The organism is Amycolatopsis sp. NPDC114504, from assembly GCF_055633595.1.
This window is the reverse complement of sequence record NZ_JBVKDU010000006.1, coordinates 46,887-61,257: the sequence shown is the minus strand read 5'-3', so window position 1 is coordinate 61,257 and position 14,371 is coordinate 46,887. Positions and strand designations below refer to the sequence as shown.

At 70.2% G+C, this 14,371-nt stretch carries 16 protein-coding genes and 1 tRNA gene; 3 read left to right on the top strand and 14 right to left on the bottom strand.

The genetic code is table 11. The features are described from left to right. Positions 1-70: 70 nt before the first annotated feature. Positions 71-2,866, bottom strand: coding sequence for a pyruvate dehydrogenase (acetyl-transferring), homodimeric type (gene aceE / locus ACZ7PG_RS41980; RefSeq protein WP_470244790.1), 2,796 nt, complete (start codon positions 2,864-2,866; stop codon positions 71-73). Positions 2,867-3,282: 416 nt separating this feature from the next. Here aceE and ACZ7PG_RS41975 point away from each other — a divergent pair, with 416 nt between their 5' ends. The 3 genes from ACZ7PG_RS41975 to ACZ7PG_RS41965 all read left to right on the top strand — a co-directional run bounded on the left by ACZ7PG_RS41975 (position 3,283) and on the right by ACZ7PG_RS41965 (position 4,363). Continuing rightward, positions 3,283-3,714, top strand: a complete 432-nt coding sequence (locus tag ACZ7PG_RS41975) for a DUF3052 domain-containing protein (protein WP_470244789.1) — start codon at positions 3,283-3,285, stop codon at positions 3,712-3,714. A gap of 72 nt (positions 3,715-3,786) precedes the next feature. Beyond that, positions 3,787-4,248 (top strand): peroxiredoxin, encoded by a 462-nt coding sequence (locus ACZ7PG_RS41970; RefSeq protein WP_470244788.1) that lies wholly within the window; start codon positions 3,787-3,789, stop codon positions 4,246-4,248. Positions 4,249-4,291: 43 nt separating this feature from the next. Then, positions 4,292-4,363: transfer RNA gene (locus tag ACZ7PG_RS41965), tRNA-Val, on the top strand. Between the two features lie 58 nt (positions 4,364-4,421). Here the strand turns inward: ACZ7PG_RS41965 and ACZ7PG_RS41960 are convergent. The 13 genes from ACZ7PG_RS41960 to ACZ7PG_RS41900 all read right to left on the bottom strand — a co-directional run bounded on the left by ACZ7PG_RS41960 (position 4,422) and on the right by ACZ7PG_RS41900 (position 14,184). Continuing rightward, the gene (locus tag ACZ7PG_RS41960; protein WP_470244787.1) at positions 4,422-5,582 is read right to left on the bottom strand and encodes a tyrosine-type recombinase/integrase; all 1,161 of its coding nucleotides are present in this window, start codon (positions 5,580-5,582) and stop codon (positions 4,422-4,424) included. Further along, positions 5,582-5,794, bottom strand: coding sequence for a helix-turn-helix domain-containing protein (locus tag ACZ7PG_RS41955; RefSeq protein ID WP_470244786.1), 213 nt, complete (start codon positions 5,792-5,794; stop codon positions 5,582-5,584). Before ACZ7PG_RS41955 ends, ACZ7PG_RS41960 begins: the two co-directional genes overlap by 1 nt. Before the next feature lie 344 nt (positions 5,795-6,138). Further along, entirely contained in the window at positions 6,139-7,785 is a 1,647-nt protein-coding gene (locus ACZ7PG_RS41950) for a hypothetical protein (RefSeq protein WP_470244785.1), read from the bottom strand. A gap of 37 nt (positions 7,786-7,822) precedes the next feature. After that, complete coding sequence (locus tag ACZ7PG_RS41945; RefSeq protein WP_470244784.1) at positions 7,823-9,418, bottom strand: DNA cytosine methyltransferase; 1,596 nt, start codon at positions 9,416-9,418, stop codon at positions 7,823-7,825. Beyond that, on the bottom strand, positions 9,418-9,774 hold the full coding sequence (locus tag ACZ7PG_RS41940) for a hypothetical protein (RefSeq protein ID WP_470244783.1): 357 nt from the start codon (positions 9,772-9,774) through the stop codon (positions 9,418-9,420). The genes ACZ7PG_RS41945 and ACZ7PG_RS41940 overlap by 1 nt, the downstream gene beginning before the upstream one ends. Before the next feature lie 90 nt (positions 9,775-9,864). After that, entirely contained in the window at positions 9,865-10,149 is a 285-nt protein-coding gene (locus tag ACZ7PG_RS41935) for a hypothetical protein (RefSeq protein WP_470244782.1), read from the bottom strand. Next, positions 10,149-10,682, bottom strand: coding sequence for an AAA family ATPase (locus tag ACZ7PG_RS41930; RefSeq protein ID WP_470244781.1), 534 nt, complete (start codon positions 10,680-10,682; stop codon positions 10,149-10,151). The genes ACZ7PG_RS41935 and ACZ7PG_RS41930 overlap by 1 nt, the downstream gene beginning before the upstream one ends. Beyond that, complete coding sequence (locus tag ACZ7PG_RS41925; protein ID WP_470244780.1) at positions 10,679-11,599, bottom strand: bifunctional DNA primase/polymerase; 921 nt, start codon at positions 11,597-11,599, stop codon at positions 10,679-10,681. The genes ACZ7PG_RS41930 and ACZ7PG_RS41925 overlap by 4 nt, the downstream gene beginning before the upstream one ends. Continuing rightward, entirely contained in the window at positions 11,596-11,895 is a 300-nt protein-coding gene (locus tag ACZ7PG_RS41920; RefSeq protein WP_470244779.1) for a hypothetical protein, read from the bottom strand. The genes ACZ7PG_RS41925 and ACZ7PG_RS41920 overlap by 4 nt, the downstream gene beginning before the upstream one ends. A gap of 21 nt (positions 11,896-11,916) precedes the next feature. Beyond that, positions 11,917-12,339, bottom strand: coding sequence for a RapZ C-terminal domain-containing protein (locus ACZ7PG_RS41915; RefSeq protein WP_470244778.1), 423 nt, complete (start codon positions 12,337-12,339; stop codon positions 11,917-11,919). 86 nt (positions 12,340-12,425) lie between these two features. Continuing rightward, positions 12,426-13,076, bottom strand: a complete 651-nt coding sequence (locus ACZ7PG_RS41910; RefSeq protein ID WP_470244777.1) for an HNH endonuclease family protein — start codon at positions 13,074-13,076, stop codon at positions 12,426-12,428. A gap of 100 nt (positions 13,077-13,176) precedes the next feature. Further along, positions 13,177-13,551 carry a hypothetical protein gene (locus ACZ7PG_RS41905; RefSeq protein WP_470244776.1) on the bottom strand — a complete coding sequence of 125 codons (375 nt, stop codon included), beginning with the start codon at positions 13,549-13,551 and terminating at the stop codon, positions 13,177-13,179. 144 nt (positions 13,552-13,695) lie between these two features. Then, the gene (locus ACZ7PG_RS41900; protein WP_470244775.1) at positions 13,696-14,184 is read right to left on the bottom strand and encodes a hypothetical protein; all 489 of its coding nucleotides are present in this window, start codon (positions 14,182-14,184) and stop codon (positions 13,696-13,698) included. Between the last annotated feature and the right edge of the window lie 187 nt (positions 14,185-14,371).

The following is a 14,371-nucleotide window of genomic DNA, read 5'->3' as shown; positions in this document are numbered from 1 at the left end:
AGCAAGCGGGACCCGGCAGACATCGGATGTCTGCCGGGTCCCTTTCTAGCACGGTGTCTCTAGCACCAGGTCACGCGTTACCGGCTTCCGACGTCTGCGGCCCGGCGGCCGCGATGTCGTCGAGCCGGTACTTCGTGGCCGCTTCGAGGACCTTCGCCTGCTCGACCTCGCCGCGCTTGGCCAGGATCGACAGCGCGCCGACGGTGATCGACTCGGCGTCGACCAGGAACTTCCGCCGCGCCGCCGGCCGGGTGTCGGAGAACCCGAACCCGTCGGTGCCCAGCGTCAGCATGTCGGTCGGCACGTACGGGCGGATCAGGTCCGGCACCGCGCGCATCCAGTCCGACACCGCCACGACCGGGCCGTTCGAGCCCAGCAGCGCCTCGGTGACGTACGGCACGCGCGGCTCGCTGCCCGGGTAGAGCAGGTTGTCGTGGTCGATCTCGACGGCCTCGCGCCGCAGCTCGGTCCACGACGTGGCCGACCACACCGACGCCCGCACGCCCCACTCCTCGGCCAGCATCCGCTGCGCCTTGAGCGCGTCCGGCATCGTGACGCCCGAGACCAGGATCTGCACCTCCGGGCCGTCGCCCTCGGGCGCGCCGGCGTACTTGTACAGACCCTTCAGCAGGCCGTCGACGTCGAGGTTCTCCGGCTCGGCGGGCTGCTGGTACGGCTCGTTGTAGATCGTCATGTAGTAGAAGACGTTCTCGCCGTTGCCGTCCGGGCCGGTCTCGCCGTACATCCGGCGCAGGCCGTCCTTCACGATGTGCGCGATCTCGAACGACCACGACGGGTCGTACGCCACGGCCGCCGGGTTGGTCGCCGCCAGCAGCAGCGAGTGCCCGTCGGCGTGCTGCAGGCCCTCACCGGTCAGCGTGGTGCGCCCGGCGGTGGCGCCGATGACGAACCCGCGGGCCATCTGGTCGGCGGCGGCGTAGAGGCCGTCACCGGTCCGCTGGAACCCGAACATCGAGTAGAAGATGTAGATCGGGATCATCGGCTCGCCGTGCGTCGCGTACGACGTGCCGACGGCGGTGAACGACGCGGTCGAGCCCGCCTCGTTGATGCCCTCGTGGAGCAGCTGGCCCTTCTCGGACTCCTTGTAGGCCAGCATCAGGCTCGCGTCGACCGACGTGTACGTCTGGCCGTGCGGGTTGTAGATCTTGGCCGTCGGGAACATCGAGTCGAGGCCGAACGTGCGGGCCTCGTCCGGGATGATCGGGACGACGCGCTTGCCGATCTCGGAGTCCTTCGCCAGCTCGCGGACCAGCCGGACGAACGCCATCGTCGTGGCGACCTCCTGCTTGCCGGAGCCCTTCCGGATGCCCTCGTAGACCTTGTCGCCGGGCAGCACGAGCGCCTTCGAGGCCTTCGGGCGGCGTTCCGGCAGGAAGCCGCCGAGCGCCTTGCGGCGGCCGATCAGGTACTCGATCTCGGGCGAGTTCGCGCCCGGGTGGTAGTACGGCGGCAGCTTCGGGTCGCGCTCGAGCTCCTCGTCGCTGATCGGGATCCGCTGCGAGTCGCGGAACAGCTTGAGGTCGTCGAGGGTGAGCTTCTTCATCTGGTGCGTGGCGTTGCGGCCCTCGAACGCCGGGCCCAGGCCGTAGCCCTTGATCGTGTGGGCCAGGATCACCGTCGGCTGGCCGTGGTGCTCCAGCGCCGACTTGTACGCCGCGTACACCTTGCGGTAGTCGTGGCCGCCGCGCTTGAGGTTCCAGATGTCGGCGTCGGAGAGGTCCTTGACCAGGTCCTTCGTCCGCGGGTCGCGGCCGAAGAAGTGCTCCCGGACGAAGGCGCCGTCGTTGGCCTTGTACGTCTGGTAGTCGCCGTCCGGCGTCACGTTCATCAGGTTGACCAGCGCGCCGTCGCGGTCGGCGTGCAGCAGCGAGTCCCACTCGCGGCCCCAGATGACCTTGATGACGTTCCAGCCGGCGCCGCGGAAGTACGACTCCAGCTCCTGGATGATCTTGCCGTTGCCGCGCACCGGGCCGTCGAGCCGCTGCAGGTTGCAGTTGATCACGAAGGTCAGGTTGTCGAGACCTTCGCCGGCCGCGATGTGGATCAGGCCGCGCGATTCGGCCTCGTCCATCTCGCCGTCGCCGAGGAACGCCCAGACGTGCTGGTCGTCCGTGTCCTTGATGCCGCGGTCGCGCAGGTAGCGGTTGAACCGCGCCTGGTAGATCGCGTTCATCGGGCCGAGGCCCATCGACACCGTCGGGTTCTCCCAGAACTCCGGCATCAGCCGCGGGTGCGGGTACGACGGCAGGCCGCCGCCCTCGCCGGCGTGCGAGTACTCCTGGCGGAAGCCGTCGAGCTGCTGCTCGGACAGGCGGCCCTCGAGGAACGCGCGGGCGTAGACGCCGGGGGAGGCGTGGCCCTGGATGTAGATCTGGTCGCCGCCGCCGGAGTGGTCCTTGCCGCGGAAGAAGTGGTTGAACCCGACTTCGTAGAGCGCGGCCGAGGAGGCGTAGGTCGAGATGTGCCCGCCGACACCGACTCCCGGGCGCTGCGCGCGGTGCACCATGATCGCGGCGTTCCACCGGATGTAGGCCCGGTAGCGGCGCTCGATCTCCTCGTCACCGGGGAACCACGGCTCGTTCTCGGTGGGGATGGTGTTGACGTAGTCCGTCGAGGTCAGCGCGGGCACCCCGACGTTGCGTTCACGAGCGCGCTCCAGGATGCGCAGCATCAGGTACCGCGCCCGCTGCTGACCTCCCCTGGCCAGCGCCTCGTCGAAGGAGTCCAGCCACTCGGCGGTCTCCTCCGGGTCGATGTCGGGCAGGTGCGCCGCCAATCCGTCACGGATGACGCGTACGCGTGCCGGGGTCTCCTTGCCGGAGGCGCCGTCGTTCTGCGGGGCCAAGGGGTCTCCTTGCGAAAAGTTGCAGCCGGTGGTGCTCGTACTCGGGGTGTGTGACTCTCCATCGTCGTCTTCCGTCCCGGCTTCCGCACCGCTACTGAGCGGTAACATCAGCCGACCCGGTCGAGCCACTCCCCGTGCGCGGTGTATCGCGCGCGCGTTTTCTTCCTCCCCACCCTAGGGGACGCCCCCCGAAGGGGTGGCGGACCGGTACCGGGAGGCACCCGAAACGACGTCGCGGGAGGCCGGTGGCGGGCCGTATCCTGCGACACGAGTTGTCAAAGATCCGGTGTGGACGGTTGCGCGCGAGGCCCTACCAGTGTTCGCTATCGGCAACCGGGTCGCCGAGTGTGGCGCGGCCGTACCCTCGCGAAGGGGGTCGGACGCCACGCTCCGTCGTAGTTGGAGGAGTGAAAGCAGTGGTCGCCGCGGGAGACGCTGATCAGTCAAGCGTCGCCGAGAGGCTCGGCATCAAGCCCGAGATGGTGGTCCAGGAGATCGGCTGGGACGAGGACGTCGACGACGACGTCCGCGCGGCGATCGAGGAGCAGATCGGCGGGGACATCCTCGACGAGGACGCCGACGAGGTCATCGACGTGGTGCTGCTGTGGTGGCGCCAGGACGACGGTGACCTGGGAGACGCGCTCATCGATGCCCGAGGCCCCCTGGAAGAGACCGGCGTGATCTGGGTGCTGACCCCGAAGACGGGACAGCCCGGGCACGTCGAGCCGAGCGAGATCGCCGAAGCGGTGCCCGTCGTCGGGCTGGCCCAGACCGCCAACATGAGTGTGGGCGCGAACTGGATCGGCACGCGCCTGGTGTCTCCGAAGTCGAAGTCGAAGCAGCGCTGAACAGGTCCCGCCCGGCTGACACGATAGGGTTGTCGTCGCAGGCACGTGTCCGTACGGGAGAGGAAACGCGGTATGACCGTCGAGGTCGGTTCTGAGGCCCCTGACTTCACGCTCAACGACTACAACAAGCAGCCGGTGCAGCTGTCGTCCTTCCGGGGCGACAAGCCGGTGCTGGTGGTCTTCTACCCGTTCGCGTTCAGCGGGATCTGCACCGGCGAGCTGTGCCAGCTCCGCGACGAGTTCGCCGACTACGACAACAAGGGCGTCCAGGTACTGGGCGTCTCGGTCGACACGCCGTTCTCGCTGAAGGCGTGGGCCGAGAAGGAGGGCTACCAGTTCCCGCTGCTGTCCGACTTCTGGCCGCACGGCGAGGTGGCGAAGGCGTACGGCGTGTTCAACGAGCAGGCCGGCCTGGCGGTCCGCGGCACGTTCCTGATCGACACCACCGGCGTGGTCAAGTTCGCCGAGGTCAACGCCCCGGGCGAGGCCCGCGACCAGCAGGCCTGGAAGAAGGCTGTGGCCGAACTGGCTTGATTTCCCCGGACGGCGGCTCCTGGTCAGGGGGCCGCCGCCCGAGGGGCGCATAGCTCAGCGGAAGAGCACTCGGCTTACACCCGAGCGGTCGCAGGTTCGAACCCTGCTGCGCCCACCTGCGGAAACGGGGCCCCCAAGATCATTAGGGGCCCCGCTGACATCACCGATTGACATCAGTCGTCGTCCGCCAGCCGGTCCATTCGGGCCGCCATCCGCTGCTTGGCCTCGTCCAGGACGTGCCCATAGATGTTGGCGGTCGTCCCGTACGACGCGTGTCCCAGCTGCTCCATCACCTCCCGCATCGTGGCGCCGTCCATCAGCAGCAGCGTGGCCGCAGTGTGACGCAGGTCATGCACTCGCGCTTGGCCGAGTCCGGCCCGTCGCAGCAGCCGCCGCAGCATCGTGTTGACGTTCCTCGGCTCGACCACGCGCCCGGAGCTGGTCACGAAGATCAGGTCATCCGGCTGACCTGGCGCGGGGTTCAGCGGCGAGCTGAGTCGCTTGGCGGTCTCCTCTCGGTGGCGGGCCAGCGCGGCGAGACACACCCGGCCGAGGTAGAGCGAACGGGTGGACTTCTTCGTCTTCGTCTTCCCGAACTCCAGCCGGCCGCGCACCCGCTGCACAGTCCGCCGGACACGGAACGCCCCCGTCTCCATGTCGATGTCCGACCAGGCCAGTCCCAGCACTTCCCCCTTCCTCAACCCCGTCGTGATGAGGGTCAGCCACATCGCGTACAGCCAGTGCTCCGCCGCCGCCTTCACGAACGCCTTCGCCTGGGCTTCGGACAGCGGCTCGACGTCGAAGTCCCCCCGAGCAGGAGTCTCGACCAGGCGGGCGACGTTGCGCCCGATCAGCTCCTCGCGCACCGCGGTGCTCAGCGCGCTGCGCAGCGTCTCGAACACGTTCTGCACGTACCGGTCCGAGAGCGGCTTGCCGAGGACCGTCTTCTCCTTCCGCAGCTTCGCCACGAACGCCCGAACGTGCGCCGGGGTCAGCGCATTGAGCCGCTTGGTGCCCAGGTGCTTCTTGATGTAGCGGCGGACGACGATCTCGTATCCGGAGTAGGTCGACGGCCCCCGGTCGACCTTGATGATCTCCTCAAGCCAGTAGTCGAGGTAATCCGCGAGCTTCATATTCGAGGAGACAGACGGGACGCCCTTGCGGTTGTTGTCGAGCATCTCCACCCGCTTGTCGTTGACCTCGTCCCACGTCTTCCCGTAGACGAACTTGCGTTTGCGGTCCCCCGCGGTGGTCAAGACGTACACGGCGGCCTGGTAGCGGCCGTCCGCGCGCTTGACGATGGTTCCGAGGCCGTTGGCGGCGCGGCGTGGCATCAGGCAGCCTCCGATTCCTGCATTAGCGCGGTGACGAAGTGGTCGATTGAGGCGCGTGGGATTCGCCGTGCACCGAAGATCTTCACGGACTCCAGCGCTCCGGTGCGGACCAGGTCGTAGACCCGTGTTCGACCAATGCTGAGCAGGCGTGCGGCTTCTTCCACACGCACCAGCACGGTGTCGCTGTCGGAGGGTGAGGGCGCGGTGTTCATGGTGATGGGCCTTTCGGATCGTGCGGGCATGACGAGATGGCCGGAACGGGGCGGCCGGCCAATCGGTTGAGGTGGTGGATTCGGTTACTTTGCGTGCCTGTCGGGCTGGGCAGGCTGGCAGAGAGGGGGTGGCACTGAGCGTGGGAGGCCGGAACCAAACCCCGCAAGCCCGCAAACCCCGCAAAAGCACCCGCGACCTGCGGACCTGTCTGCGGGGTTTGAGGTTGCCGACCGGACCTCTAAACCCCGCAAACCCCGCAGTCTGCGGGGTTTGCGGGGTTTGACGGTTCCTCTCACTCGACCAAACCCCGCACAATCCGTCGTAGCGTTTCTCCTGCTCAGAGCTACTTTCCAGAGTCAGTTGCGGGGTTTGCGGGGTTTGCGGGGTTTGTTTCCGAGGTCTGCTCAACTTCGGTGATGTGCTGCACCTTGTAGAGCTTGATTTTGTTGTGCGCGTCGATTGCACTGCGTAACACCAGATCGCCGCGCCAGCGGTCTGTTTGCCCTGCCAGCTTCTTTCCCAGAGACTTCGCGGTCAGGGGCTTGCCCGCGGCGGTGGTGGGGAACGTCCCCTTCCACCGATCCGGTGCGCCGTACTCGGGTTCGGCGTCGGCGCGCAGCTGCTGCGCCGTCACCACCTCACCGCCGTAGAGCTCCCGCCAGGTGGCCAGGAACGAGTACCACTCCGCATGGTCCTCATCCAGGCCCCGGTCGGCGTCGGCGTTGCTCAGGAACCCGCCCACGCCGTGGTGGGCGAGGAACCCGCCCAGGTACTGCGCCCAGCGGGTGAACTGCCGCATCTGCGGCACGTTCGTCGCGATAGGCGCACCGTTGGCCGTCCAGTCCAGCACCAGCGTCAGGACGTGGCGCAGCACCGTCGCCCGGTTGACCGGGTCGAGAATCCAGGAGTCGAGATTCGGGATCGTGAACCCGGTGCGGGCCTCGGGGCGCGGGCAGTTCGGATCGAGCCGCACCCACACTGTGCGCGAGGCCATGTCCCCGCCGGTGCGGAGGTTGTTGCCGGTGGCCAGCCACAACCGATCGTTGGCGAAGTTGCTCGACACGTTCGTCCCCAACCTGCGGTCCGACCAGGTCCGCTCGGTGACCAGCCGGGCCAGCACCGCGGAATTGACCGTCTCGCCTTCGGTGAGGTTGTCGAACACCACCACCCCCACCGAATCCGACAGCACGGTGGTGATGGACTTGCGCAGTTCCTCATCGGAGTCGGTCCAGGTCAGCACCCGTTGCCCGACCAGCAACCCGACGCACCCGGCGAGAATCGTCTTTCCGGAGCCGGGCATGGATGCCTCGATCATCCCGAACGGGGACAGCGCGTTGGTGAACGGCCGGATCAGCGGCGTCACCAGCAACGCCAGGTAGTTCGCGCGGTCGGCCGGCGACCGCCATGGGAAATCGTGCAGGAACCGTTCCAGCAGGAATTCCCGCGCCTCGGCCACCTGGTCCGCGCTCGGCCGGTCCGGGATCGGGTCGAGGTAGCCGTTGGCGGTGAGGTAAAAGCCGGTGGCCGGGTCGTAGCCGGGCTTTTGCAGCAGCGTCCCGTCCGGGCGCAGCACCGGGGTGGAGATGATCCGGCGCAGCACGGGAAGACCGGGCCAGGACCGGCCGGCGAGCACGGCCCCCAGCACGCTGACGGGCGGCGAGATTTCCACGTCGTAGGTGTCTCCTTTCTCGTTCACCTTGTTCTGGATCACGTCGGTGTGGGTGGCCAGCAAGTTGGCCAGCAGCGCGGGTTTCAGCACCGACGCGGCCACCGGCAGCGCCACGTCGTCATCCCCGGCGGTCGGGTCGGCCGCGCCGGAAATCTGTTCGACGACCACGGGTGCGCCGTCGGAGACGTAGGTGTCGGGGATGATGCGGCCGTCCAGCGCGGCGGTCAGTGCCCGGATGGTTTCCGGCGCGGCCCCAGTTCGCAGCCGTGGCCGGCCACCTGGGCCGACCGACCACAGTCGTTGCGAATTCGTGCTGGCCATGGCGTTCCCTCCGTTGTGCGGGTGGTGCATGCCGCGCTTACGCGGCGGGTTCCAGCGGTTCGCCGGTGATCGCCTCGATCACGGCCGAGCCGAGGACTTCGGCCATTGCGGGCGGGACCGCGTTGCCCCAGCCGCGAACGCACTTGCGCTTGGACTTCGCCACCTTCGGCGGGACCTTGTAGTCGGCCGGGAACCCCATTCCGGCGGCGATCTCGTGCGGGTCGAGCATCCGGAACGTGCAGGAATCGACCGGCGGGGTGCCGCCGATCAGCGCGTACCGGTCGCGAGTGGTGAGCGTGCCGATCGGGTCGTCGACCGGTTGGGTGCCGCCGTTGCCGTAGTAGGCCATCAGCAACGCCAGCTCCGCCGCACTGTTCGGCGGGCCAACCAGGCCGTGGTGGTTCCCTCCGGCCGACACCGTCGGGATCGGCCCATCCACCGGGTAGGCCATCTCCGCCGATCCGCCGTTGCGCTGAATCGAGATGAACGGCGGGACCACCACCGCGGTTTCGCGGCGGCAGGTCTGCGTCCGCATCGGCTGCTCCACCGTGGTGGCGGTGTCGACCCCGGCCCGCGCCGCACACGAGACCAGCAGCGGCGGGCACACCAGCCCATCGGTCTCGCGGGTGGTGCGCGTCGGCAGCGGCTCACCAACGCCGGTGGCGTGCTGACGCCACGTGCCCCCGGCCGGGGTCAACAGCGCCCCGACGTGACGGGCCAGCCCGGCCTTGATCCGGTCCATCGTGTTCTCCGACAGCGGGTCCGGCCGGCCGTGGTCGTCGACCCGTTCCCCGATCCGCTGCCCCGGATCCAGCGACCAATCGATGATGCTGCTGGCCGGGAGCACCGCGGGTTCGACGATCCGATGACGGCACTTGCGGTGCGGGCACCGGTAGACGTACTGGCCGTGCCGGATGCCGTAGACACCCATGGTGTTGCGCGGGTTCTTGAACACCTGCACCGCGCTGACTACCTGGTCGCAGTCCGGGCAGTAGGCCCTGGGGCGCAGCCACTTGTCCCAGTCCGGGTCCCGGCCCAGGGACACGTGCCAGTAGGCGAGGAAGAACCGGTTGCGGGACTGCGCGATCTTGCCCAGGGTGGGGCCGGTGACGTGCATGGCGTTGAGCGCGATCACGCGGGTGCGGTAGTTCTCGGCTTCGATCTCGCGGCGCCACCGGCGGAACTGGTCCCACTTGACGACCTGGACCACGTTCTCCGTCACGCCACCGAGCACGGGCGTGCCGCGCCGGTTCATCGCCTGCAGGTAGCGCGGGACCTCTTCCATCAGCGCCCGTGCCCGCGCGGTCTCCGGGTTGAGCGCCCGCGGCCCGGTCACCGGGTCGAACAGCACGCCCTGCGTGGACTGGTCGAAGTCCCGCTTCTCGCCCCGGGCGTCCGTCCACGGCGGACACGACGGCGAGGCCCAGAAGAAGTCCGCCCGCGGGAACTTCCCGATGTCGGCCTTGGCGATGTCGCCTTCGTAGTGGTCCATGCCGGGGAAGTTCAGCGCGTGGGTGGCGATCGCGTCGGGGTTGTGGTTCGCCCCGAGAATGCCTTCGGTGCCGGGCACGGCCATCACGCCGGTGGTGTCCCCGCCGAACCCGGCGAACTCGTGGTAGGTGGTGACGGTCATCAGCCGGCCGCCTTTCCGGTGCGGCGTTCGATTGCCTCGGCCCAGCACGCCGCGGTGGCGGCGACCTGGACCAGCTCCTCGGCCAGGTCGCTCGTGTCGAGTTCGGCGAAGCCTTCGTAGACCTCCTCGCGCAGGATGTGCAGCCAGGTGAGGCGGCCCTCGGCGCGGGCCATTTCGGTGGTGAACCGGGCGGCGTCGGAGGCGCGGCGGGACAGGCCGGTCAGGGTGACGTCGGGGCCGGTGCCGTCGGGGTGGTTCTGCTCGCCCCACAGGGCGTCCTGGCGGGCGCGTTCGGCGGCGATCCGGGTCAGGATGGCGGCGGTGTGCGGGGTGACGTACGGCTGGGTGGTGGTCATGGCGCAGGCTCGCTTTCGGTGTGGCGGGCACGAGCAGGGCCGGGCACGCGCGGTGCCCGGCCCTCTGCTCGTGTCCGATGTGGTCGGTGGTCAGGCGGCCTCGGGTGTGTCGGTGTAGAGCGCCCAGCAGTCGTCGCAGTCGCACAGCCGGCCGAGGCCGGTCGGGTCGAGGGTGCCGGGCTCGATCACGATCGGGTCCGGTTCGGCCTGCCCGGTGGGGGTGGCCGAGCGCCAGGTCGGGATGACCTCCGGGGCGCCGGGCTCCAGGTCGGTGCAGGCGCATCGCTCGTCCATGCACGGGCGGGTGTCGTCGCTGCTGGTGGTGTGGAAGCTGTCGAGGTGCCCGCAGGCACAGCGGTGGACGATCGCGGCCATCAGAGGTTCCTTCCGTGGTGTCGGTGGCGCAGGTACGGCGGCAGGGACAGGAAGTGCAGGGTGTGCCAGCCCTCGCGGTGCAAGCTCGGCAGCGCATCGGTGATCGCGGCGTGCATCGCCCACACCGTCGGGTCCGGGACCCGCCGTGCCGTGCCGCACACCGCGCACACCCGGGAGTCGCAGCGGCTGTTTTGGGCGAGCACGGTCAGCAGCGGCGGCAGCACGACCAGCCCGACCGTGCGGGCGTCGAACTCCGCTGCCACGTCGAGCAGGTGAGCGCGAAACCGCGGCAGGTAGGCGGTGGTGTCCCACACGACCGTTCCGTGCGAGGCGAGTACCGCGCGGGTATCGGCGGTGGCGGTCTCGACGGCGGCGGCGTTGACCGACGGGTCGGCCGAGCACCCGCACGGCGACAGCTTGGCGCGGCGTTCGTCGAGGGAGATCACCGTGGCCATGGGCGGGACGTGCTGGTGGCGTCGGGTGGTTTTCCCGGCGCCGGCCGCGCCGATGGTGGCGATCGGGGTGGGCCTCACGCGGCCTCCTTCCGGTTGACGCGGCGCGGGTTGTCGATCCCGGCCGCCAGTGACGTCTCGATCACCCCGTCGTCCTTGACGGCGGAGTCGGGCGTGTTCCAGGCCGCGACCGCGGTCCGCAGCTCGGCCCGCGCGTAGTGCTCGTCCAGCAGCCGCGCCCCGACCAGCTGGCCGAGCGCGTAGGCGGCGGTGGAGAGGACCCGGTTGCGGGTCCCCTGCCGGGCCGTGGCGACGCGGTCGCACTCGGCCTGCACCGCCTTCGCGGCGTACGCGCTCGGGGCGGCTACGGGCTTCTCAGTGCGCCCCGAGGTGGCCGTGGCGCCGCGTTCGACGTTGGCCTGGACCAGCCACCCCGGCAGCGATATCGGGGCGGTGTCGTCGAACAGCCCGTAGGACCCGTCGGCGCGCACGGAGCCCGGCGCCATGGCGTAGCCGCCCCAGCCGCGGGTGTCCACGTGCGGCGCGATCGACCCGACCGTGCACGCCAGCCGACACCCGGGCGGGACGGTGAACCACAGCTGACACCCGTCGCTGGGCGTCAAGGTGGTCCAGGTGTCCGGCAGCGGCCCGCCGCGCTGGCCGGCGAGCGCCTGCAGCTCGGCCCACCCGTCCGGCCCGGGTGGCTCGTCGGGCTTGCGGACGTCGCAGTCGACGATGTGCAGCCCGGACTTGCCCGCGTAGACCGCGACGTTGTACGGGACCTTCGCCCACACCCGGGAGATCACCTCCGGGTCGGTGGTGGCCAGGTGCTCCGGGAAGACGTGCCCGGCGGCGCACGGGCCGTGGCCGGGGCAGGTGGCTTTGCGGTGCCAGGCGGGCGGGAACTTGCGTCCGGGCTGGATCGGGAACACCGCCCACCCTCTGCCAGCCATGTCCAGCGCGACCCGTTCGAGTGCCGCGCGCTGCGCGTCGCTCATAGGCCGATCTCCTTTCGCCAGTGCGGCCGGGGATCCCAGGCCGCGACGTCGTGCAGGTGCACCCGAAACGCCCGCGCCAGCGCCCCGGCGAGCCTGTCCACATCGGACGGCGGTTCCCCGGCCGCGCGCAGCAGCCGCACCAGGGCGGGGAAGGTGGCCGAGGCGTAGAACTCGCGGGCGTTCCACGCCCCGGCCACCGCTCGCCCCGCGCGCCGCGCCGGGTCGCTCTCGGCACCGGTGTTGTCGGTCAGCCACGCGGTGACGTCGGCCGCGCGGTACTTCTCCGTGCCCGCCACGCCCGATCACCGCCCGGCGGGTCAGCGGCGGACGACGGGGCGGTGGATGTCGCGGTGACGGATCTCGGTCCCGAGGAAGTGGTGGTGATGCAGCAGCGCGCCGATCGCGTCGGCGATCACCACCGACCGGTGCCGTCCTCCGGCGCAGCCGACCGCGACCTCGACCACCCCCGGATACGCGGCCGTGGCCGTGTCGGCGATCACCGCCGCGTAGGAGCGGACGTACGACACTGCCCCGAACTGGTCCAGGACGTTGGCGCGGATCTCCTCGTCCCGCCCGGTCAGCTCCCGCAGAGCCGGGGTGATGTGGGGGTCGACGAACAGGTCCCGGACGTTGAGCACCAGATGCGCGGCGGGGGGTGGGCAGGTCGTGCAGGTGCCCGAACGAGGTGAGCCGCACGCGCAGGGCGCCGTCGCTCGGGTGCGGCGCGATGACCAGGCCACCACGTTCGTCGTCGCGGGCGGTGGGCAGGGAGGCGAAGCCGATTCCGTTCATCGGTTGTCCTTTCCGGACGTAGGCGAGGCGGGGGTCAGCAGTGGGCGAGCACGCCAGCGATGGCGGCGTGCTCGGCCCGGTCGACGGTCATGCGGTAGGTGTGTTTCACCGCGACCCACCGGGCGAGGTAGCCGCACCGATCGAGGGCGGGCAGCCAGTGCGCGGGGTCCTGATCGCCCTTGCTGCGGTTGGACTTCGCGGTCACCGCGACCAGCACGGCCGGGTCGTTGGCGTAGTGCGCCCGGTCCGCGCGGGACCACGCGCGGGTGCCGGAGCGGGCGGCTTCGGCCAGCGGCACCATGTGGTCGATGTCCAGCGCGCCCGGCGTGGTGACGGTGACCCCGTCGTAGGGCGAAACCCAGGTGCCGCCGGTGATCCGGCAGCCGGGGCCGGTGGTGACCGCGCGGCCTTGGGTGCGTAGCGCGTTCTCCCGGGCGTCGCAGCCGCCACCGACCTGGTCCCAGTGCGGCCAGTCGGCGCGGCGGTAGTGGTTGCCGGTGTCCTCCGGCGCCACCGCGAGCTCGGCCAGCCGGTGGCGCGCGGTGTCGACGTCGGCCCGCGCCGCCGGGCTGCTGCTGCCGACGGTGGCGGTGTGCCCGCCACCGATACTCGAGCCCCGGCATCCGGCCGGGGTGGCGGCGATCGCGACGGCGACCGTGACGCCGGTGAGCGTCCGGGTGAACATCACTTGGCCCCGCCCCACTGCGCGGCTTCGCGCTGCTGGCGCTGGATTTCCTCCTGCTCGCGCTGCACCTTGTCGTGCCAGGCGCCGGAGTCGTTCGCGCTCATGCCGCCACCGCCAGCTCGGCCACCGCAGTGCGGGTGCCGGTGGTGAACCGCGCGGCGGCCACGTCGACCGCACGCCAGATCACGACCGGGAACGCGCCGTCCTCGCCCGGTGCGGCCGGGCGGGTCACCGGGTCGCCGGGCCGGTCGGGGTGGGTGTAGGCGAACCAGCGCAGCCGGAACACCGCGGCGTCCTCCCGGGTCGGGACCAGCCCGCCGGGCGCGGCATCGCGGATCATCTCCAGCGCGTCCGCGGGCCGGGTCGCCCCGACGGCGAGCACCGCGCCGTCGTCATCGACGACCACCGTCGGGGTGTGCACCCCCCGGCAGGCGTAGGCGTCGGTGGTGGAGAGGTCGGGCGGAGACAGGAACATGGCGAAGCTCCTTTGTGGTCGGTGGTGTGTGGGTGGGTGGCGCCGGACCGGCAGGGCATGACAAGCGCCGGCCACCGGTCCGGCGGCCGTTCAAGGGGGCGGGGCTCGGTGCTCGCCGGACGACGTCGGCGAGACGGGGCAGGATCAGGTGAAGTAGCCGCCGGGAAGGCGGCCGATGCGCAGCAGCTGGCGGACGTAGCTCTCGATCCGGGACCAGTTGGCGCGCACCAGCTTCTGCGCCTCCCGCTCGTACCAGCCACCGCCGTGGGAGCCGTAGCGCTTCATGCGGCGGAACTCGGCCCAGTCCGAGCGGGAACCCTGCCGCGCCCAGGACAACGCGGCCGAGCGGGAGTAGCCGTGGTGACGGTGCACCCACTCCGCCCCGGCGGCCCAGCCGGCCAGGGTCATCACCAGCGCGCCGTCGACCTGCGCCTGGTCGCCGGAGTCCGGTTCGGCGTGGGAGACCTGCCCACCGTGGTCGGTCAGCCGGACCCAGCGGACCTCGATCCCGGCGGCGGCGCAGCCGATGGCGTGCCCGATCTCGTGCGCGGCGATCGCCTCCGTCGCCTCGGTCTCCGCCCGCTCGCGCTCGGCCTTGCGGTCGCGGGTGGCGGCGCCGCTGAACAAACCCATGACAACCTCCCAGAAAATGACACAGAGTGACGAACGGTGGGTGTGACGAACCGCGGATTCGCAAGGGAACGAGCAAGGGAATCCGGGGTCGGGAAGGGAAAATTCCCTTCCCGGCCAGTTGAGCGCGTTCCCTAGGTCTGATCAGCGACGATGCGGTCGAAGGGAACGAGGGAGCGCAGGGAATCCG

Bases quoted from the DNA above. Each gene is read 5' to 3' on its own strand.
- ACZ7PG_RS41940 (WP_470244783.1), bottom strand. From the start codon at position 9,774: ATGACCACCACCCAGCCGTACGTCACCCCGCACACCGCCGCCATCCTG.
- ACZ7PG_RS41925 (WP_470244780.1), bottom strand. From the start codon at position 11,599: ATGAGCGACGCGCAGCGCGCGGCACTCGAACGGGTCGCGCTGGACATG.
- ACZ7PG_RS41900 (WP_470244775.1), bottom strand. From the start codon at position 14,184: ATGGGTTTGTTCAGCGGCGCCGCCACCCGCGACCGCAAGGCCGAGCGC.
- ACZ7PG_RS41935 (WP_470244782.1), bottom strand. From the start codon at position 10,149: ATGGCCGCGATCGTCCACCGCTGTGCCTGCGGGCACCTCGACAGCTTC.
- ACZ7PG_RS41960 (WP_470244787.1), bottom strand. From the start codon at position 5,582: ATGCCACGCCGCGCCGCCAACGGCCTCGGAACCATCGTCAAGCGCGCG.
- ACZ7PG_RS41970 (WP_470244788.1), top strand. From the start codon at position 3,787: ATGACCGTCGAGGTCGGTTCTGAGGCCCCTGACTTCACGCTCAACGAC.
- ACZ7PG_RS41955 (WP_470244786.1), bottom strand. From the start codon at position 5,794: ATGAACACCGCGCCCTCACCCTCCGACAGCGACACCGTGCTGGTGCGT.
- ACZ7PG_RS41910 (WP_470244777.1), bottom strand. From the start codon at position 13,076: ATGTTCACCCGGACGCTCACCGGCGTCACGGTCGCCGTCGCGATCGCC.
- ACZ7PG_RS41905 (WP_470244776.1), bottom strand. From the start codon at position 13,551: ATGTTCCTGTCTCCGCCCGACCTCTCCACCACCGACGCCTACGCCTGC.
- ACZ7PG_RS41945 (WP_470244784.1), bottom strand. From the start codon at position 9,418: ATGACCGTCACCACCTACCACGAGTTCGCCGGGTTCGGCGGGGACACC.
- ACZ7PG_RS41950 (WP_470244785.1), bottom strand. From the start codon at position 7,785: ATGGCCAGCACGAATTCGCAACGACTGTGGTCGGTCGGCCCAGGTGGC.